General features: G+C 59.3%; 8 protein-coding genes. 6 read left to right on the top strand and 2 right to left on the bottom strand.

Annotated features, from left to right (window positions below):
• Positions 1–3 precede the first annotated feature (3 nt).
• From ACT89O_RS15375 to ACT89O_RS15350, 6 genes are all read left to right on the top strand, one after another.
• Positions 4–5226 carry a DNA methyltransferase family protein gene (locus ACT89O_RS15375; protein WP_487260499.1) on the top strand — a complete coding sequence of 1741 codons (5223 nt, stop codon included), beginning with the start codon at positions 4–6 and terminating at the stop codon, positions 5224–5226.
• A 67-nt stretch (positions 5227–5293) separates the two neighbouring features.
• Positions 5294–7126: a DUF262 domain-containing protein gene (locus tag ACT89O_RS15370; RefSeq protein WP_487260498.1), complete on the top strand. Its 1833-nt coding sequence runs from the start codon at positions 5294–5296 to the stop codon at positions 7124–7126.
• A 91-nt stretch (positions 7127–7217) separates the two neighbouring features.
• The gene (locus ACT89O_RS15365) at positions 7218–10349 is read left to right on the top strand and encodes a helicase-related protein (protein ID WP_487260497.1); all 3132 of its coding nucleotides are present in this window, start codon (positions 7218–7220) and stop codon (positions 10347–10349) included.
• A gap of 19 nt (positions 10350–10368) precedes the next feature.
• Positions 10369–12012 carry a hypothetical protein gene (locus tag ACT89O_RS15360; protein WP_487260496.1) on the top strand — a complete coding sequence of 548 codons (1644 nt, stop codon included), beginning with the start codon at positions 10369–10371 and terminating at the stop codon, positions 12010–12012.
• Between the two features lie 15 nt (positions 12013–12027).
• Complete coding sequence (locus ACT89O_RS15355) at positions 12028–18417, top strand: DEAD/DEAH box helicase (RefSeq protein ID WP_487260495.1); 6390 nt, start codon at positions 12028–12030, stop codon at positions 18415–18417.
• Between the two features lie 13 nt (positions 18418–18430).
• On the top strand, positions 18431–20548 hold the full coding sequence (locus ACT89O_RS15350) for a UvrD-helicase domain-containing protein (protein WP_487260494.1): 2118 nt from the start codon (positions 18431–18433) through the stop codon (positions 20546–20548).
• Between the two features lie 97 nt (positions 20549–20645).
• On the opposite strand, the gene ACT89O_RS15345 is transcribed toward ACT89O_RS15350, so the two are convergent.
• Both ACT89O_RS15345 and ACT89O_RS15340 read right to left on the bottom strand, forming a co-directional pair.
• Complete coding sequence (locus tag ACT89O_RS15345) at positions 20646–21329, bottom strand: endonuclease/exonuclease/phosphatase family protein (protein ID WP_487260493.1); 684 nt, start codon at positions 21327–21329, stop codon at positions 20646–20648.
• 12 nt (positions 21330–21341) lie between these two features.
• Complete coding sequence (locus tag ACT89O_RS15340) at positions 21342–21677, bottom strand: MobA protein (RefSeq protein WP_487260492.1); 336 nt, start codon at positions 21675–21677, stop codon at positions 21342–21344.
• Between the last annotated feature and the right edge of the window lie 162 nt (positions 21678–21839).

Below are 21839 nucleotides of genomic sequence, written 5' to 3'. Positions count from 1 at the left end.
CCCATGCCCGTACTTGAAGCCGTACAAACTTTCGCTGGCATCACTAACGAAAACGAGTTCTACAGCCACCACTACCTGGCTGAAGTGTTCAAAGGCGACATCAAAGACCGCCTGGAAGCCTGGGACGCGCAAGAAGCCCAGCACCCCGGCGATGACGCCCACCGCGCCCCGCAAAAGCGCCTCCAAGCCTGGGCCCAGCGCTGGTTTGCCTTGCGCGGCCAGGTGCAGCGCGGCAAAGAGGAGCACGAACGCTGGCAAGCCTTCATGCAAATTCAGTCCGGTCTGTTGCAAGCGCTGGGCTATGCGCCGCCGCCGCACACCCTCACCCTGCACGAACTGGCCCCCGGTCTGCCGCTGCCCGTGTGGCACTTGCAAGGCCAGCGTTTGGCCATCATCCCCGCCTACCAGCCCAACCGCGAAGACGAAGACCTGCTCGACCACCAGCTCACCGCTTTCCATTACGGCACCGAGCCCTTGGCGCCCCAGGTGAAGGGCGAGACGTGGGCCGATTTGCTGTCAGACGCCGTGTTCGGCGCCGACCAGCCCCCGCGGTACGTGCTGCTGCTGGGCCTGGATGAATGGTTGCTGCTCGACCGCTACAAGTGGCCCAACAACCGCGCCCTGCGCTTCAACTGGGCCGACATCCTCGACCGCAAAGACGCCGACACCCTCAAAGCCTGCGCCGCGCTCTTGCACCAAGACAGCCTGGCCCCCGGCGAAGGCAACAGCCTGCTGGAGAGCCTGGACGAAAACGCCCACAAACACGCCTTTGGCGTCAGCGAGGATTTGAAGTACGCCCTGCGCGAAGCCATTGAGCTACTGGGCAACGAAGCTGCCCGCCAGCTCGATGAACAAGCCAGCGGCAGCAAGAAAAGCGTGTACTCGGGCCAGTACAAGCTCGACGCTGGCGTGCTCAGCCTCGAATGCCTGCGCATGGTGTACCGCCTGCTATTCATGTTCTACATAGAGGCCCGGCCCGAGCTGGGCTATGTGCCCATCAACAAAAGCGAGGTCTACCTCAAGGGCTACAGCCTGGAAAGCCTGCGCGACCTCGAACTCCAGCCCCTGCCCACCCAGCAGGCGCGCGAGGGCAAATACTTCGACCTCACCCTGCGCCGCCTGTTCAAGCTCGTGGCCAACGGCTGCGGCATGGGTGGCGAGCAAGCCAGCCTGCGCAGTGTCGACCAGATGGCCCTGCAAGGCGCAAAAGACACCTTCGCCCTGGCCCCACTCGACAGCCGCCTGTTCGACGACGCCTCCATGCCCCTGCTTGGAAAGGTGCAGTTCCCCAATGCCGTGTGGCAGCGCGTCATCAAGATGCTCTCGCTCAGCAAAGGCCAGGGCCGGGGCCGTCGTTCGGGCCGCGTCAGCTACCAGCTGCTGTCCATCAACCAGCTGGGCGCCGTGTACGAGGCCCTGCTCAGCTACCGGGGGTTCTTTGCTGACGAAGACCTGTACGAAGTCAAACCCGCGCCCAAAAAAGGTCGCGCCGCATCAGACGACGACGAAGGCGATGACGACGTAGAAGGCAGTGATGACGACAGCGCCAGCGACAGCAACACAGGCCGCCCAGCCCGCGCCAGCGACTCTGACGCCGACATGCTGGAAAACGCGTGGTTCGTCCCCCGCAGCCGCATCGACGATTACAAAGACGACGAAAAGGTCTACGACGTAGAAGACGGCCGCCGCAAGCTGCGCATGCACCCCAAAGGCAGCTTCATCTACCGCCTGGCCGGCCGCGACCGGCAAAAAAGCGCCAGCTACTACACCCCGCAGGTGCTCACCCAGTGCCTGGTGAAGTACGCCCTCAAAGAACTGCTCGACGAGAAAAACGGCCGCGTCAAAAAGGCCGACGACATCCTCACCCTCACCGTGTGCGAGCCCGCCATGGGCAGTGCCGCGTTCTTGAACGAAGCCGTCAACCAGCTGGCCGAGGCCTATTTGGAGCGCAAACAGGCCGAGCTCAAAACCCGCATCCCGCACGACCAGTACCCGCAAGAGCTGCAAAAGGTGCGCATGTACCTGGCCGACCGCAACGTGTTCGGCGTGGACTTGAACCCCGTGGCCGTGGAGCTGGCTGAAGTGTCCATCTGGCTCAACGCCATCTATGGAGAGCAAGATGACAACGGGCAGCCCCTGCCTGCCCGTGTGCCCTGGTTCGGCTACCAGCTCTTTACCGGCAACAGCCTCATTGGCGCGCGCCACCAGGTCTACAACGCCGCCGCCCTGAAGAAAGGTGCCAAACCCGCTTGGCACGAAGCTCCGCCCCGGCGCGCCAGCAGCGCTGCCCCGCGCCAGCCCGATGAAATCTGGCACTTTCTGCTGCCCGACCCCGGCATGGGCGACTACACCGACAAGGTGGCCAAAAGCCTCTACCCCGACGACTTTGCGCGCCTCAAAGCCTGGCGCAAAGCCCTCACCGCGCCGCTGGGCGACTACGAAGTGGCCCGCCTCCAACAACTCAGCCAGCAGGTGCAGGCACTCTGGGAACAGCACACCGCCGCTCTGGCGCGAGACCGTGCCCGCACCGAAGACCAGTTGCGCGTCTGGCCGCACGAATTTGAAGCCAAAAGTGCCTCTGGCGCAGATTTGGAAAGCGCTAGCAGCTATGAAAAGAGTAGTGACGGCCGCTTTGTCCGTGTTAGCCGCGCACAAAAAGAAGCCATCCGCCAGCAAGGCCTGTTGAACGAAGACGGAGACCTAGCCACTCCGTTCCGCCGCCTCAAGCTCGTCATGGACTACTGGTGCGCTCTGTGGTTCTGGCCCATCACCCGCAGCGTAGACCTGCCCAGCCGCGAACAGTGGTGGATGGAGGTGGGCGCCATCCTCGAAGGCAACGTGGTCGAGATGGAAACTCAACGCGGGCTGGACTTGATGCCCAGCGCACCCGAGGCCCCCCAGGTCATGGTGCCTGAGGTGCAGCCTGCATTTGAGGGTTTTGAGACCCAACTGCCGCTGAGTCAGCCCACCGGCGGCGCCAACCCGCCCAACCTGCACGACAAGTTTGGTCAGTTGCGCATCAGCAGACTGCGCCAACACTTTGCCCGTGTGGGCGTGGTGGAGGGCATTGCAGAGCAGCGCCGCTTCATGCATTGGGAGCTTTGCTTTGCCGATGTATTGCTGGGCGCTCGGTCGGATGCGGATGGTCGCCCCGGCGCCGGCTTTGACCTGATATTGGGCAACCCGCCCTGGCTTAAGGTCGAGTGGAACGAGGCCGGCATTCTGGGCGAGCGCAACCCTATGTTTGCGGTGCGCAAAATCAGCGCCAGTGATTTGGCCAAGCTGCGCGCCGAAGCCTTTGAGCAGTTCCCTGGCCTGCAGGTCGACTGGACCGACGAGCTGCAAGAGGCTGAAGGCATGCAAAATTTTCTCAACGCCGTGCAGAACTACCCGCTGCTTAAAGGCGTGCAAAGCAACCTCTATAAATGCTTTGTGCCGCTAGCCTGGGGGCTGAACAGTGCGCAGGGCATAAGTGCACTGTTGCATCCCGAAGGCCCTTATGACGACCCCAAAGGCGGCAACTTGCGCGAGGCTTTGTATGAGCGGCTGAGGAAGCATTTCCAGTTTGTAAACGTAAAAAAACTGTTTTCTGAGGTGCTGCACTGGGTTACATACTCAATCAACATTTATGGGCCAAGTCAAAGGCACCCAGTATTCGATACGCTCGCGAATCTTTTTGTCCCAGCTACTGTCGATGCTTCATACCACCACCAAGGTGATGGGTTGGCTGATGGAATAAAGACTGAAAACGGTGACTGGAATACTTCTGGACACCGCGACCGGATCGTGCGCGTGGACGACGCCAAGCTGGCGACCTTTGCCCTGCTCTACGACGAACCCGGCACCCCCGCCCGCCGGGCCCGTCTGCCTGCGCTGCACGCAGGGGCTTTGAGCAGCGTGCTGGCCAAGCTGGCCGCCTATCCACGTAGGTTGGCGGACGTGGGCAAAGACTATGTGTCAACCGAGATGTGGCACGAAACCATGCAGCAACACGACGGAACCATCACGCGCCGTCCTAACACCGACTCCGGCTTTGCCGCCACGCCGCACGACTGGGTGTTGTCTGGACCACATTTCTTTGTCGCTACACCCTTCAGTAAAACTCCGCGCAAGCTCTGCAATACGCCGTTGGCATATGACGGTGTCGACCTCCAAACCCTGCCTGACGACTACCTGCCACGCTCCAACTACCGCCCCATGGCGGACAAAGCCGAGTACCTGCGACGCACGCCGCGCGTTAGTTGGGTGGAGCCGGGCGAAACGCACAGCAGACCAGTGACGGAGTTTTTTAGACTGGTGCATCGTCGTCGCTTGTCTCAGTCTGGTGAGAGAACCTTGATTGCATCGCTAGTTCCGCCCGGCGCAGCCATCGTGAATACGTGCATTGCCACCAATTTCAGATACGTCCAGGTACTGCTTTCAAGTGCCGTGATGCTGAACTCCCTTCCGGTAGATTTTTTCATCAAAAGCACTGGTCGTGGCGACCTGTACGGTGAGGGATTAAGTCAACTGCCTTTGTTGTTCAAGTCACCACAGTTATCGAGCCGTTTTCTCGCCCTTAACTGCCTGACCATCCACTACGACCCGTTGTGGGAGCAGGTCTATGACCTGGACTTTGCCGACCAGCGCTGGAGCCAGCCCGACAACCCGCGCCTGCCGCACGGCTTCTGGCCCGCCCTCACCAGCACCTGGACGCGCGACTGCGCCCTGCGCAGCGACTACGCCCGCCGCATGGCCCTCGTCGAAATCGACGTGCTGGTGGCCCAAGCCCTGGGCCTGACGCTGGACGAGCTGCTGCTCATCTACCGCGTGCAGTTCCCCGTCATGCAAGGCTACGAGCGCGACACCTGGTACGACGCCACCGGCCGCATCGTCTTCACCAACAGCAAGGGGCTAGTCGGCGTCGGCTTGCCGCGCAAAGGCAGCCGCACCACCCCGCGCACCCGCATCACCACCCCCGACGGCAAAGTGCGCGAAGGCAACTTCGGCTGGGATGACCTGTGGGCCTACGCCAACGCAGAGGCGGGCGACAGCGCAGAAGCCCTGCAACGCGGCGGCACCCCCAAGGTCCCCGACGGCACCACCATCACCCAATGGCTCATGGACGACACCCTGCCCGGCGGCCCGCGCGAAGTGCAACGCACCTACACCGCCCCCTTCGCCCGCGCTAGTCGCGAGGATGATTACCGGGTGGCGTGGACGTTCTTTGAAGAAACTCAAATTTGATAGCTGCTTGCGCTTGCTGCATAAGCGCTAGAGGCACTTTTTACCACATATTCAAGGGGACAGAACGATGAGCAAGCAAACCATTGAAACCTTCTTTGCTGGCAAGAACCTGGTGGTTCCCAGCTACCAGCGCGACTACGCCTGGAAGGAGCGCAACATCGACGAGCTGTTTGCAGACGTGGAAGAAGCACTGGAAGTGGGTGGCCATTACCTGGGCACCTTCATCCTGTCGCAGCAATCAACGTCTGCCCCGGTGTTTGTGGTGGACGGCCAGCAACGCCTCACCACCTTGACCATGCTGCTTGATGCTTTGATTGGCAGCCTGGAGAACGCCGATATTCGGGCGGTGATGCGCAGCACCTACATCCAGCACCCCCTAACGGGCTACAAATTCCAGGTGCTGGGGGAGAACAAAGATTTCTTTGAGGCCATGCTGGCCAAGCAAAACCCCGAACCTACCTCGGCGGGCCAAACCCGGTTGAGCAAGGCTTACCAGCACATTCGCTTGCGGGTTCAGGACTTGGTGAAACAAGGCGGGCAGCCGCTGCTGTTGCAATGGCTGACCACCTTGACCCGTATGGAAGTGCTGGAGTTTATTGAACGCGATGAGGGCAAGGCCATTCGCATGTTCCAGACCGTGAACGACCGTGGCGTGCCCTTGGCCAAGATGGACATCGTCAAGAGCTTGCTGGTCTATTACTCCAACCGCTACCTCGATGGTGCTTTGGACCAGAGCATTGCCACACAGTTTGGCAAAGCCTTTCGCTCTTTCAACAACGTCAAGGCCCTGGCCAACGAGCCTGGCTACCAGATACGGCATATCGACCGCGATTCGTTCCGCGAGGACGATGTGCTGCGCTACCACTATTTCGCCTTCAATGCGACGCCCTTCGGTGTGGAGGCAGGCGGGGACTACAACGCAACCACGGAGTCCGTGCTGGAAAGCTTTTTGAAACCCGCCCTGCAAAAGCTGCGTTCTGACCCGCAGAAGCTGCGCGTTTTCATTGAGGCATACACCGCAGACCTGACGGGCTTTTTTGGTGCCCTGGAGGCCTTGGTTCAATCCACGCGAACAGACCGCGCCAACTACATGCTGCTGGTGGTGCAAGACCTGTCGGCCACTCTGTATCCCATGCTGATTCGCCTGCACTTGATGGGTTGGCTGCAGCAGACGTCCTCCATCGACAGCCGAAACCTGCAGTCTTTGATGGAGTTGGTGGACCTGCGGGTCTTCAAGCTGCGCGGCACCAATCCGCAGGCCGATGTATTTGCCATCACCCGGGGGCTGGGCAACACAACGATTGAGCAGGTGGTGATGGATTTGCAGAACTTCTGCCGCAAGTTCATGCCCGATGCGCTATTGACATCCCGCCTCGTCAGCGAAGACCTGTACCGCAATATGGGCCTGCAGCGCATGCTGTGGGAGGAGGAAGACCAAACCCGTCTTTCTCTGCAGCAGCCCCCGGCAGGTATTGCGGAGTTGTCCCGTTTGAATGCCGCCGGCCTGTCGGTCGAGCATGTGCTGCCGCAAAACCCGGCGTTTGACATCGCCAGCTACGGCTTCAAAGACGCCGAGGAGTTCGAGGAGCACAAGCACCGTCTGGGCAATTTGTTGCTACTGGAAAGTGGCTTGAACAGCGCCTGCCAGAACGCCACGGTGGAGTCCAAGGTCACAGTCCCCACGCTGTATGCCGCCTCGGGATTGGTCTCGGTCAAGGCGCTGGCTGCCAGCCGGGTGGGCAAACCGCTGGGGTACAAGCTGGAAAACATTGAGGCACGCAGCCAGTCTTTGGCGCAATTCATGTTGCGGCGCTGGCCTATCGTGGCGAACGTTGCTGAGTCGGTGGAAAAAGTAAGTGGGGAATCGACTCCAGATGCTGCTGAGTCTGTGACTTCGTAGGCAAGTGGGGTCGGGCTGTGTCAGCGGCGGCAAAGGAACCCAAGACTTCGTGCGATGGCACGGGCCAACTGTGCGTTAAGGAGCTCGCGACGTGAATCCAGGTGACCGTGTTCGCCCCATCGATAACCCTGGTCGTGTGGGTGTTCTGACCAGCGACCCGCCCACTGGCGAAGGGCGCCGCAGGCGCCTTGTCGTTGCTTTTTCGGATGGTGTTGAAGCAATGCTGGCGAGCTCTCTGGAGCGCGTGGAGGCCGAGACGACCGACCCATTTTTGTTGATGCAGCAGGGCCGGTACGGCGGGGCTGCGCATCTCAGAGGTGCAATCACATTGGCGCGTCTGAGCGGCAAGCTGGCCAACCTCATTTACAGCCTCAATACGACGAATACCGATTTCCACCCGTACCAGTTCAAGCCGGTCCTGCAGTTTCTGGACTCCCCCAGCCGCGGCATTCTGATTGCCGATGAGGTGGGGCTCGGCAAGACGATTGAAGCAGGCCTGATTTGGACGGAGTTGCGAGTCCGCCAGGACGCTCGGCGCTTGCTGGTTGTGTCCCCTGCCGCGCTCCGCGATAAGTGGTGCTCGGAGCTCGCAAACAGGTTCGGTGTGAAGGCGCAGCAGGTTGATGCCGGGGAGCTCCTTCAACGACTTGAAAAGGCCAAGGCGGATAGAACCGAAGAGTTTGCGCTTGTGGTCAGCATGCAAGGTATGCGGCCACCGAAGGATTGGGATTCAGAAACGGCGCCGTCGAAAAGTGCGTCGGCTCAGCTGGCCCGGTTTCTTCAGGAGGCTGAAGATGACGAACCGTTGTTGGACTTGGCCATCGTGGACGAGGCGCACTACCTGCGGAACAAGGGAACGCAGACTCATCGCTTTGCCACCTTGTTGCGCCCGGTGACGGATGGTTTGGCGCTTCTGTCTGCGACGCCCATCCAGATGCGCAGCACGGATTTGTTCAACCTCTTGCACTTGTTGGATGAAGACGCATTTCCGCTGGAATGGACCTACGACCAATCGGTGAGAGCCAATGCGCCGTTGGTGGCGCTGCGCGACCGACTCAAGCGCAATCCCCCTGTGACGCAAGAAGAATTCAGGGCGGCTTTGGAGCAGTCGGTGGCCCTGCGGTGGTTTGAGGATAGCGAGCAGATAGAGCACCTGCTGAACAACCTGCCCACGGATGAAGAGCTTTGCGCGGTGCGCTCTAGGGCGGACTATGCAGAATTGCTGGACCGCCTCAATCCCCGTGCCAAGGTTATTACACGTACGCTCAAACGCGACGTACATGAGCTGCGGGTGACGCGGGAGCCGAGAACGCTGCGCGTGGCAATGAGCCAGGCTGAGCGGGCTTTTTATGAGGGTGTTACAGACGCAGTGCGTGATTACTGCGAATCATCGGATGTTTCAGAGGGGTTCCTGCTCACCATACCGCAGCGGCAGATGTCCAGCTGTATGGCCGCTGCCTGCCAAGGATGGCGCATGCGTCTTGAGGAACAGGCCCAGGAAACGAGCGAGACCCTGACCGAGCTGGAGGGCGACATGGTCGAGCCAGTCGTTTTGCCCGCAACGCAGCAAAGGTCCGGCGAACTGCTGACCATCCTTACGTCCATCGCTCAGGAATGTGGGGATTACAAGCGCCTGGCCGCAGATGACAGCAAGTTTCGTGTTTTGCTCCAGAGCCTCAAGGGCTATTGGAAAGGAAACCCCGGCAAAAAGGTTCTGCTTTTTGCTTTCTATCGCAACACCCTGCACTACCTGGCGCGCAGGCTGGCCGAAGCGGGCGTCCGGGCGGTGGTTCTCCATGGTGGCATGGACAAAACGGAGGTTTTGCGTTCTTTTGAACGCGACGATGCGGTGCATGTGCTGCTTTCGTCCGAGGTGGCCTCTGAAGGTGTCGACCTTCAGTTTTCAAGCCTGCTTGTGAACTATGACCTGCCCTGGAACCCCGCGCGTATCGAACAGCGCATTGGCCGTATCGACCGGATTGGTCAGCCCGAGCCCAAAATCCTGATTTGGAACCTTGTGTATGAAGACACCCTGGATGAACGGGTGCATGAGCGGTTGCTGGAGCGCTTGGACGTTTTCAAGCAAGCCCTGGGAAGCATGGAGGAGCTTCTGGGTGCCGAGGTGCGCAAGTTGACCCTTGACCTGCTGTCCCATCGCCGTTCGCCGCAGGACGAAGAGCGCCGCATTGCCGATGCGGCGTTGGCGCTTGAAAACCTGCGACGCCAGGAAGAGGAGCTCAATGCACGCGCCACCGAGCTATTGGGTCACGGCGATTTCATTCAGAACAAGGCTAAGGCAGCGATGGACCTGGGGCGCTACATACGCGGTGACGACCTGTATTTCTTCGTCAAAGACGGTATTGAGAAGTTGTTCCCTGGTTCGCGCGTGATGGTCAACGATGAGGCCATTCGAAAGGGTCGGGTAGAGCTATCCGTGGATGGCAGGGTGGCTTTTCATGCGTTCATGACCAATGCGCGGTTATTGGGCAGGACCACCATTTTGGACAACCATCCTCGAATGCTGTGGTTTGATAACCAGTCGGGGAACACTGAGCGCAATGTGGAGAAGGTGACGCAGGACCATCCCATAGTGCGTTTCGTGTCTGAGCTACAAAAAAAACGCAGCATTAAGGAAGGGTACTTTCCGACTTCAGCGGTCCATTTGGCGCAAAGCCGGGTGCCTGAAGTGGCTCCTGGAACCTATGTTTATGTAGTCATTCGATGGACTTTTTCGGGTCCCAGAGATGTCGAGCGCCTGGTGTATGAGGCTCGGTGTCTAGAGACCGGGGCGGAGCTCGACCCCGATACCGCAGAGTCTTTGGTAAATGCTGCTGCCATACATGGACTGGACTGGCAATCGGCAGCAAAAAACGTTATCGACCATGCCAAGGCTGCTGCACTTCAGGAAGACTGCCGTGCTGGCATTGAAGAGCATTTTGACGCGAGCAAAGCCGCACAGCTTCGAGGAAACCGCGACCGCGTACGTGAAATGAATGCTTCACTGGATGCGGACTTGGAACGGCGCCGCAAAGAAGCTGAGGAGCGCATTGCACGGTATCAGAGTTCAAGTAATCCGCGTCACAAAGGCCTGATGGGGATGGAGCGCACCAAGCTGCGTCAACTTGAACAGAAGTACAGCGAGAGAAAACTTGCCAATAGCCAGAGTGAGGCACTTGACCCGCGACAAAAAGACGTTTCATCGGGCGTCATTCGGGTCGAGTAACAACATAGGGGCCGAGGGAATGAGCAAAAAAGGTAGTCGCAAGAAGCCTTTCAGAATAGACATCGGCGAGCTGATAAAACCGCGGCAAGTTCAGTCCGCAAACATCAAGCCTCTATCCCCTCAAGAGCATGCTCTTCTATCTGCAATGGGTGGGCGGACAACAGTACCCAGGCCGGCGCCGGTTCCTTTGGTGAAGTTGGACGTGTCGGATGAGGTTGCCGTAGGCTGGGAAACTGATGACCACGCGGCGGGGCATCCCATACTGCGTGACAACGCGCTCGGTGCGAGGTTGGCGCCCTTGAAAAACGTGCCGGGCCCCGGGCGCGAATTGGTACTGGGGCTGGATTTCGGAACCTCGTCCACCAAGGTCGTTTTAGCCGACCAGAGCTTGAATATTGGGTATGCCGTGCCATTGGTTGAGGCCGTTGGAGTCAATTCCTATTTGCTGCCTTCCGCCATGATTGAAACTGAAGATGGTTTCTATGTGCTCTCTGGGCATGGCCATCGGCATGCCGACCTGAAATTGGCCATGCTGCGAAACATGACCGATGACACCGCATGCGCCCGAGTCTGCGCGTTTCTTGCGCTGGTTATTCGAAGCGCGCGAGCTTGGTTGTACGAGACCAAAAGCGACCAGTATTTGCGAGCAGACATTTTGTGGACTCTTGCTTTAGGCCAACCTGCAAATCCTGACAAATCAAATGGGTCCCGCACTCACTTCAAGTTACTGGCCAAAGTAGCCTGGGCTATCGCGTCAGAAACAGGTCCTATCCGGGTCGAAATAGCCCTCCGAACATGGCGTCATCGCGAGGAACTTGACCTCGGCGATGAGCTGGAAGTGCGAGCCATTGCCGAGCTGTCAGCACAAATTCACGGTTTCGTTAGCTCATCACATTTCGACGCTCGCCAGCCAAATATCTACTTGATGGTTGATGTCGGTGCGGGAACGGTAGACGCCTCGCTCTTTCGGGTGCGAAAAGATGCTGGTGGAGTGGTGTCATTTGCCTTGTTCACGCACTCTGTGGAACTGCTCGGAGCGGCAAACTTCAACCGCTATAGGGTGGATTGGTGGCAGTCACAGTTGGGCCACGCTGCGCAAAAGCTATCCAGTCAAGATGCTCGGCGTGCAAGGCTTGCTTTGGCGGTGAAAGACGGTCTGCAGCGGCTCAAGCTGCCGACCGAATACCGCGGACGATATCCGAACGACTACAGCAGCTATGTGAAAGGCGTGCAAGTTGGTTATCAAGGGGGGGCACTGTCGCCGGATGCAGCTTACTTCGCCAACGTCCTTCAGCAAGTCTCTGGGCAAGTTCTTTATGGCGCATGGAAGCAAAATTTGCTGTCACAGGATGCTGTCAAGAACATGCCTTTCTTTCTTTGCGGAGGCGGGGCCAGGCATTCCTTCTACGCCAAGCTCAAAGACGAGGTTCAACGGACGCCAAACTGCTCGTGGCTCAGCGCGAAGCCTCGTGAACTTGCTTTGCCGGCCAATATTGTTGCGCCAGGCCTTGTTGTTGGCGATTACGACAGGTTGTCCGTCGCATACGGACTCAGCCAGCTGAACCTCGGTGAATACGAGCGTGTTTCCGCGTTGAGGCCGGTAGTGCAAATCCAGCAGCAGAACGATTGGATATCTTCGACCGTAGACAAATCGGCCTGCTGAACAGCCGCAAAATACATGCTTCCTTCTCTTCTCGCCAACGACATCCAAACGGCCCTGAAGCAGTTTCTTGTTTCAGCCTTTGAACCCGCCGACGTCTTTAACCACGGATTGATGAGCCGCTTTGTCGATGACGAGGTGGCGTGGCTCAAAGGCCCGTATGTGCAGGTGGGCCTGCCATTTGTGGCAGGCAAATGTGGCAAGACGTTCTTTGACACGTTCGAGACCGCGCACCCTGGTTTCAGCCATCAGGAACACGCCTGGGAGCGGCTGGCGAGCCACCGTCAGGGCGTGAGTACCTTGGTAGCCACCGGTACAGGCAGCGGTAAGACTGAGTGTTTTCTGTACCCGGTGCTGGACCACTGTGCTCGCGCCCGCGCGGCGGGCGAATCTGGTGTGAAGGCCTTGGTCATTTACCCCATGAATGCACTGGCCACCGACCAGGCGCGCCGCATTGCCGAGCTGGTGGCGTCCAACGCTGCGTTTGCCGGGTTGCGCGTTGGACTGTATGTGGGCGGCAACGCCGGGGCACCGGGCGAAGGCATGGTGATGACGCAGGGCGCTGTCATCACCGACCGCGACACGCTGCGCAAGCACCCGCCCGACATCTTGCTGACCAACTACAAGATGCTCGACTACCTGATGCTGCGGCCCAAGGACCGCCAGTTGTGGGCGGTGAACCAGCCCACCACGCTGCGCTATGTGGTGGTGGACGAGCTGCATACCTTTGATGGCGCCCAGGGCACCGACTTGGCCTTGCTGCTGCGCCGCTTACGCGCAAGACTCAAAACTCCCACCGGGCACCTCATCTGTGCTGGCACATCGGCCACCTTGGGCAACGCCGCAGACACGGCACCTTTGCGTGAATACGCGCGGCAGATTTTTGGTGTGCCGTTTGGCGAAGAGGCTGTGGTGACCGAGAGCCGCCAATCGGTGGGGCGGTTTCTGGAAGACGCCACGGTGGACTACATGTTCTTGTTCCGGGCAGAACAGGCGCCGCTGCTGGAGCCATCGCAGTACTCCACGCCGCAGGCAGCGGTGCAGGCTTGGTTTTCGCTGTTCTTCCCGGACGAGCCTGTGCCAGAGGATGTCAACGCACCCGCGTGGCGTCGTGAACTGGGTCAGTTGCTCAAGCGCCACCAGCTTTTCGTGAACCTGCTCAAGCTGGCCAAGGGTGGCGTGGTGGGCTACCCAGAGCTGACAGAAGCTTTTGCACGCAACATGCCCGTGGCAAGCCCGGCGCAGGTCACTCAAGTGCTGGATGCCCTGTTGGTGTTGGTGGCCTGGGCGTTACGCGACGGTTCGCAGCCCCTGGTCACGCTGCGTCTTCAGCTTTGGGTGCGCGAGTTGCGCCGCATGGTGGGCAAGCTCAGCGTGAACCCACAAGAAGTGAAATTGCGCAGTGAGCGTGACCTGCCAGTGGCGCGCGATGGTGTCTACCTGCCCATGGTGCAGTGCAGCCAGTGCCGCACCACGGGTTGGCTATCCAGGTTGGTCCAGGGCACCAGCAAACTCTCGACCCAGCTCGATGAGGTCTACAACACCTGGTTTTCGCGGCGTCCCGAGGCGGCGCGGCTGTATGCATCAGAGAGCATTTCGCGCTCGCATGTCGATGGCGTGACCGAGCGCGTCTGCGTAGCCTGCGGAACCATGCAGCAAAGCCAGGAAGAGTGCTTGGCTTGTGGTCATCAAGAGTTGTTGTCGGTGTTTCGTGTCACGGCCCAGAAGACGCAGGTGATAGGTCAGGCGCAGTACACGCGGCACGACAACACCTGTCCAGCTTGCGGCGAGCAAGACGAGCTCTTGCTGCTGGGTGCGCGCAGCGCCACGCTGGGCTCGCAGGTGGTGGAGAGCAGTTGGGCCAGTGTGTTCAACGATGACAAGAAGCTGATTGCGTTTTCAGACTCGGTACAAGACGCCGCCCACCGCGCGGGCTTTTTTGGGGCGCGCACGTACCTGAACAATGTCCGCACAGCGCTGGCCCATGTGATGGACGAGGTGGTGCCCTCGCGCTTGAGCTGGGCCGCGTTCCTCGAAAAGATGGAGCGGCAGTTTGAGCAATCCGGTTCGGTGTTGCACATGTCGCGCGAGTCGCTGGTGTCAGAGTTTGTAGCGCCGAACATGATGTGGCAGCGCGATTGGTCAGTAGAGCTGCAAGAAAAGCAGCATCTGCCCGCTGAGAGCCGGCTACCGCTGAAGGTTAAGAAGCGACTGCTCTGGCAGGCCTACAGTGAGATGACCTACCAGAGCCACCGCGGGCGAACCTTGGAGCGCACGGGCAAGGCCACGCTATCGGTGCCTTGGAACGTGGTGGAGGCGGTGGCTGCCAGCTTGCTGCCGCGCTATCGCGAACAGTTTGGCGCCCATGGGCTCGAACTGAAGACGGTAACGCAATGGCTGTGGGGCACCCTGACGCACATGCGCAGACGCGGTGGGGTGATGCACCCCGAGCTCGGTGCCTACGCTGGCGACGGCAGAGTCTATGCCCTGGTAAAAACCGGGAGCAGCGCGGAATGGATGCCCAAGATGGGAGAGCACACACCGCGTCCGGTGCTGCTGACCATGGGCACGCAGCCTGGCTTTGACAAATTGACTGGAAGTAAGCGCCCCACCTGGTACGACCGATGGGCCGCTGCCGTGTTGGGGCAGCAAGCCTTGCTGGCCAAAGGCATGGCCGCCGATATGTACCGTGAGGCTTTGCTGGCGTTCAAGGAGGCCGGCGTTCTGGAGCTGACGGCCCACCATCAAGGCGAGACCTGGGCCATCAAGCCCGAGGCGTTGGAGCTTGATACCGAGGTGGCGTTTGTGACCACTGCCGGAAGCAAGCGCAGGCTTGCAGTGCCCCGGCAAGATGCAGAGAACCTTCTGGGAATGGCCTGTATTGATGCGCCGGAGTCTCGGTACGAAGCCCTCATTTCTCATCCGGATGATTGGTGGGCCCGACGGTTTAGCAAAGGCGACTTGCGGCGTGTCATTGCCGCCGAGCACACGGGGTTGCTGGAGCGACCTGTGCGAGAAGCGCTTGAGAGCCGTTTCAAGTCTAAGCAGCCCAAACCATGGTTTGAGAATCTGCTCTCCGCGACGCCCACGCTAGAGATGGGGGTGGATATTGGCGATTTGTCGTCGGTGTTGTTGTGCTCGGTGCCTCCCAACCAAGCCAGCTTTTTGCAACGGGTAGGCCGGGCTGGACGTCGTGACGGTAACGCCCTGACTACCACGCTGGCAGATGGCAACAGCCCTCATGACCTGTACTTCTTCGCCGAAACCCAGGAGATGCTGTCGGGTGAGGTGGCGCCGCCTGGGGTGTTCTTGCAGGCTGCTGAGGTGTTGCGTCGGCAATTGTTTGCGTTTTGCATGGACGACTGGGTGGCCAGCCTGAACAGCATTTCAGCGTTGCCCGACAAGACCTCGCAGGCGCTTGATGCGATGGACCAGGGTAAGCAGGAGCGCTTCCCATACTTGTTCAGCAACTACGTTCTTGCGCATGAGGAGCGCTTGTTTCAGGGCTTTGTGCAACTGCTGGCGGGTGATATCGATGAAGTGGTGACTGCGCGGCTGTGGGACTTCATGCAGGGGCAAGGTGAGTCGGACGGGCTTCGCACTCGTTTACTGAAGGCCCTAGAGGAGTTGCAAGAAGAGCGGCGCACCTACAAAAAGCGCAAGGATGAGCTCGATAAGGTACGCACAAAAGCACAGCAAAAGCCCCAGGACGATGCCACGCGCGCTGAAATCGACAACCTGCTGCGCGAGCGCGACAAGTTGCTGGAGCTGATTAAAGAAATCAACACCCGTGACTTGCTGAACACCCTGACAGACGCGGGCTTGCTTCCGAACTACGCCTTCCCAGAGGCGGGGGTAGAGCTGAAGTCGGTGCTGTGGCGCAAGCGTGCCTCGGACGAGCCTGGCCAAGGCGCCTACGTCACGCTGACCACGCAAAAATACGAACGCCCGGCCCAATCTGCCCTTTCGGAGTTCGCGCCTGAGAACCGGTTTTATGCGAACCAGCGGCGTGTGGAGGTGGACCAAATCAACATGAATTTGGCCAAGACGGAAGACTGGCGTTTCTGTCCGTCCTGCCATCACATGCAAAACCTGACCGTAGAGGCAGACACTTACGTTGCGTGCCCTTCGTGCGGCGACGCAATGTGGTCGGACGCCGCACAACGCCGTACTTTATTGCGCTTCAAGCAAGCCATTGCCAACAGCAACGACACGGATGTGCGCATCGACGACAGTACCGATGACCGCGAACCCAAGTATTACGTGCGCCAGCTGATGGCGGATTTCTCCCCATCACACATTCGCGAGGCATGGCAGATTGGCTCGGGGGCTCTGCCGTTCGGGTTTGAATTCATCTCCCGGGTGACATTCCGTGACGTGAACTTTGGCGAGCTCGCCAAGCCCGGTGAGACGTTCAAGGTGGCGGACAAGGAATCCTCGCGCCCGGGGTTCAAGCTGTGCAAGGACTGCGGCAAGGTGCAAAAGCCTCCTCGGCGAAGCAGCGACCCGAGCGGGCAAAGCCATAGCTTCGATTGCCCCAAGTACGGGGATGACAGTCCTGCCAACTTGCTGGAGTGCCTGTACCTGTACCGAGAGTTCGAGTCGGAGGCGTTGCGGATTCTGGTGCCGTATACCAAGAACGGCATGGACGAGAGCGTGGTCCAGTCCTTCATGGCGGCCGTGCAGTTGGGGCTCAAGCGCCGATTTGGCGGCAAGGTGGACCACTTGCGCATGGTGCTGCAGGACGAGCCAGGAAAAGATGGTGGGCCGCGTCGCCATTACGTCATGCTGTACGACTCCGTGCCTGGGGGCACAGGCTATCTGCACCAGTTGCTGGCCCATGATGCGGGCACGTTGTCAGATGTGCTCAAGATGGCGCTGCAGGCGGTCACCAGTTGCTCTTGCAACGACGACCCGGAAAAAGATGGCTGCTACCGCTGTCTGTACCAGTACCGACTGGGGCGCAGCATGGAGCAGGTCTCCAGAGACCAAGCCAAGGCGGTGCTGGGTGAACTGGTGGGGGCGCTGGACCAGCTGGAGCGGGTCAAGACGATTTCCGAGATTTTTATCAACCCGAACTTCGACTCAGTCCTGGAGGCGCGGTTTATCGAGTCATTGAAGCGCCTCGGTGGTGTTGGCTCCATCCCCATGGTCAAGCTGGTGCAGGACGTGGTGAATGGGAAGTCCGGCTTTGTGTTGGAAGTGGGTGGGCAGCGGTATCGCGTGGAGCCGCAGTGCGATGTGGGCGCTGAACAAGGGGTGCTCGCCGCCAGCAAGCCGGATTTTGTGATTTGGCCTTGGGCCACGGGCTCCAAACGCCGTCCCGTGGCCGTGTTTTGCGACGGTTGGGCTTATCACAAGGACTGTCTGCGTGAGGATGCGTTGAAGCGTAGCGCATTGGTGGCCAGCGGCAGGTTCTGGTGCTGGTCTGTTACGCACAACGATGTGATGGATGCGCTTGCAGGGAAATTGGATACCGACCTGGAGTCGCCGTTGATGGGCATGGCCCGCCATCACGGGGCCAAGGCCCCAGCAACGGCTCCACGCGCGCAGGAGAAGGCCTTCACGCAGCATGCGGTCGCCAGCTTGTTGCATTGGCTTGCCACTCCGGCGGATGGACCCCCCGGCGACCCTGCAATCGAGCAGTTGCAGCGCAATGCCTTGTGGTTGGGCTTTTTGATGGTGCCGCACAACGAACAAGAGAAATCCACATGTGAGCATCAGCTCGGGCAATGGATTCACCGGCTGCCTGCGCACGTCAAGGAACCGGGCAAAGGTTTTGCGCACAGCCTCTCCAAGGTGTCGGGGGTATGTCAGCAAGTCGGATGGTGGCCTTTGGCTGCCGCCAAGGGACTTCCACAGGAAGCAAACTGGATGGCGCCTGGCGTCGTGATTCTGGACGAGGTGAAGGCTGAAGATGACGCTGCGCTTCATCTGGCCTGGCGCCAGTGGCTGCAACTGTTCAATACGGCCCAGTCGCTGCCAGGAATGTGGCTTGTCACCGCCAGCGGACTGGACCAGCACGATTACGGCGGCCTGACCCCCTTGCCCGCACCTGCGGCCGCGCAGCCGTCTGAGCAAACGTCTTTGAACGGCGCTTGGTTGGAGGTCCTTGAGCAGCTTTTGGAGCCTCTCAAGCCAGGTATGGTTCGGTTGGCGCAGGCCGGAGCGGCTGTGCCCGAAATCGGCCCCGAACTGGCAGATGACAAAGGCCGCGTTGTGGCCGACGCCGAGATGGTTTGGGCAGCTGCCCATGTAGCGATTCTTCGACCGGACCAGGCAGATATGGTGCAGGAGTGGACCGCGCAAGGGTGGACAGTGCTGTGTCTGGATGAGAACCTGACACATTGCAATGCGCAGCCTTGGGAGAAGGCTGCTGCAACGGCGTTGAGTCTGACCATCGAATAACAGGAGTAGAACTTTGAGCTTCAAACCCAAGGTTGCGCTGAGCAACGACTTTCTGCTTCAGCTGGCCAAGTTGCCCGCCAAGGTTCATACCAAGGTGATGAAGTGGGCTATCCAGTTTCAGGCCGACCCTAAGAGCCCGGGCATCAACTACGAGAACATCAACGGCGCGCGAGACCCGAACCTCAAGTCGGTTCGACTCGACGGCGACTGGCGGGGTATCGTTTTCAAGCCTTCCACCGGTGACGTGTATGTGCTGCTGTATGTGGACCACCACGACGACGCCTACCGCTGGGCCGAAAATCGCAAGCTGACCATCAACCCTGTCACCGGGGCGATGCAGATGCTGACTTTTGAAAGCGTCACGCAGCAGGTGCCGGATGAAGCTCCAAGCGCCAAGGCTGCGGTGGCCGAAGGCGTGGTGGAGGACTCCGTGGCAACGGTGGCTCCGACGCTCTTTGGAGAAATGGAAGACCGAGATTTGATGAGCCTCGGCGTACCACAAGAGTTACTCGGCTTCGTTCGCAGCATCGCTAGTGAAGACGAGCTGGATGCCAAACAGGCGCAGCTCCCGACAGAGGCATACGAAGGTCTATTCCTTGTTGCGGCAGGCGACACCGTCAGTCAGGTGCTCGATGCCCGCGAGACGCGGGTGGACAAGGTCATCGATACCCAGGACTTCGCAGCGGCGCTGGCTACGCCAGAGTCGCAATCGAGGTTTGTCGTGGTGAGCGACGACGAGTCCATGACCGCCATCCTGAATGCGCCTCTTGCGCAATGGCGTGTGTTCCTGCATCCCACTCAGAAAAAACTCACTGTTGGGGACCGCAGCGGCCCCGTGCGGGTGCTGGGCGGCGCCGGCACGGGCAAGACCGTCCTGGCCATGCACCGAGCCAAGTGGTTGGCGGAAAACCGGACGGGGGTGAATCAGAAGGTGCTCGTCACAACCTTCACCAAGAATCTGGCTGCTGACATCGAGCAAAACCTTCGCACACTCTGTGGCAGCGAGGCTTTTGCCAAGTTGGAGGTCAAAAATCTTGACGCCTGGGTTAATGCGTTCATGCGCAGCCGCAAACTGGAACATCGCATCGTGTACGACCGCAAGCAGGATGCGGCATCCCAGGCATGGCAAGCCGCGTTAGCCGTCAAGGACTCCTCGCTCGACCTGCCCGACAACTTTTACGAAAACGAGCTGGAACAAGTGGTCCTTGCCCAAGGTATCACCACCCTTGAGCAATACCGGACAGCCCGGCGAACGGGGCGCGGCGTCATCCTGAGCCGTGCCAAGCGCGACGCGGTGTGGCCGGTCTTCGAAGAGTATCGCGGGCAGCTGGCATCGCGCAAGCTTAAGGAAGTGGATGATGCTTACCGTGAAGTTGCCGATGTGCTGAGTGCCGAGGCTCAAAGCCCCCAACCCACCTACAGCGCCATCGTTGCAGACGAAACTCAGGATTTGGGACCGCAGGCTTTACGTTTACTTCGCGCGTTGATACCTGCGGGTCCGAACGACCTCTTTTTCGTCGGGGATGGTCACCAACGCATTTACAGCCGCAACAAGGCAGCGATGAGCCGCTGCGGTATCGACATCCGTGGCCGCTCCAGAAAGCTGTACCTCAACTACCGCACGACCGACGAGATTCGCCGGCAGGCTGTGGCATTGCTGGAGGGTTGCGAAATCGATGACCTCGATGATGGCCACGATGAGACAAAACGCTACAAGTCGTTGTCACATGGCCCAGCACCCACTGTTGTGAGTGTGGAGGGCATTGAGGCCGCTGCAAAACACGCCATCGAATTTGTACGTCAATGGAACACCGCACAGGGTGACGGGCTACCGCTGTCGTTCTGCGTCATTGCGTCCAGCGAAAAAAGCCGGGACGCCATGGCAACCTTGATGCAGGCCGCCGGATTGCGGTGTATCGCCATCACGGCGCAAAGCAACCATGCCGATGCCCGCGATGTGGTTCATCTGGCCACCATGCACCGAGCCAAGGGATTGGAATTTGATTGTGTGATTGCGGTGGCACCGAAAAACTATCTTGCTGCGCCCGAAGAAACCGCGACTCAACGGAAATTACTTTATGTCGCCTTAACACGCGCAAAGCGGGGGGCAATGCTCGCGATCCTAGAGTAGAGCTGGAGGGAGCTGCGACTGCGACGTTTTCACCGGTGAGAATAGCCCAATCGGGGCCGAGAGATGTCGCCAAGCGCCCACGGGCAGGGGCACTGCGTTAGGCTATTTCCGTAATCACGGGCACATGATCACTGAGTGATCTCCAGGCCTCGAAAGTTGGGATGCTCAAGGAGGCGGGGCCTATCGACCTGTGAAGAAAACAGTAGTCGATGTGATACTTCGCCAGGTCGCTTTTTCGCCAGTAATGTGTCGGGATTGATTCGCGGCCAAGGTCTTCGCCGGTTGCTGTGTGATACGCACTCGTCAAGCCAAATGTCCCAAGCCGAGCCGATATCTCTCGGAAATTGTTTGGTTTCAGCGCCTTATCCCAAGAGGCATTGTTGTTGAAGTCGCCAGCCACCGCGCTTCGATGGTTGGAGAGCCATTGCTGCAGATGCGTGATCGCATCGAGCGCGGAGCCACTACGACGAGGCTCGAAACGTTCCGCGCGATGATTGAAAGCCCAGACCGCGAGAAGTCTGAGCTTAAGCGCCGGTACGACGACTGGGAGAAAGAAAGCAGATTGCTCTAAAACGTGGTGATGCAAGGGAACAATAGGACTCTTTGAGAGGACGCCGAGCCCCTTGTTCGGATTTACTCCGTGCCAAATGAATGAGTATCCACTGGGCGGTGTAAAGGATCTCTCGCATTCCTGAATTACGGCCACGTCGGGGTCAAGGGCGATCAGCGGCTCAATCTTTTTGCGGAAGGCTTGATTGCAGTTCCAAGTGACTATGCGCATGAGGCACCTTACTTACTCATTTGAGGTACCGTTAAGCCGCACCTCTTGGGTGACCATAAACCGCGATACCAACAGCGGGATCCCGCGCCTCTGCCAAAACTCCGTTGCTACGCAACCGGACGACATGCCCCCGTGAGCGTATCGTTGTAATTGGATGCTTTGGACTTCCGACACGCGATGCCCGGTGAGCTCAAAAAATGCTTCTTCCAGCATGAAAGTCAGTTCGGGGGCCGACCGCGGAAAGGGAGTATCTCGAAAATGCACCGCCATCTCGCGCCACAAATACGGGTCGCCTCTCAAGCCCCATTGGTCGGGTTCTGGCGAAAAGAGAATTCCGATGCTGTTCATTGCTTGCTCAATTGTTGTCTGAGTTAACTGGCGTTAGACCCACAGCATAAGTCGAAGGGTGCCGAGTTTCTCGACCGATCTCAATTGAGTTGCTACAACCCTGGCTCGGCTATCTGGATGCGACAACAGGAAAGGAAGTATGTGCACTTGCTTGCCGGACTC

The organism is Acidovorax sp. NN32 (genome assembly GCF_057597245.1).
This window is presented reverse-complemented; position numbering and strand designations above follow the sequence as displayed.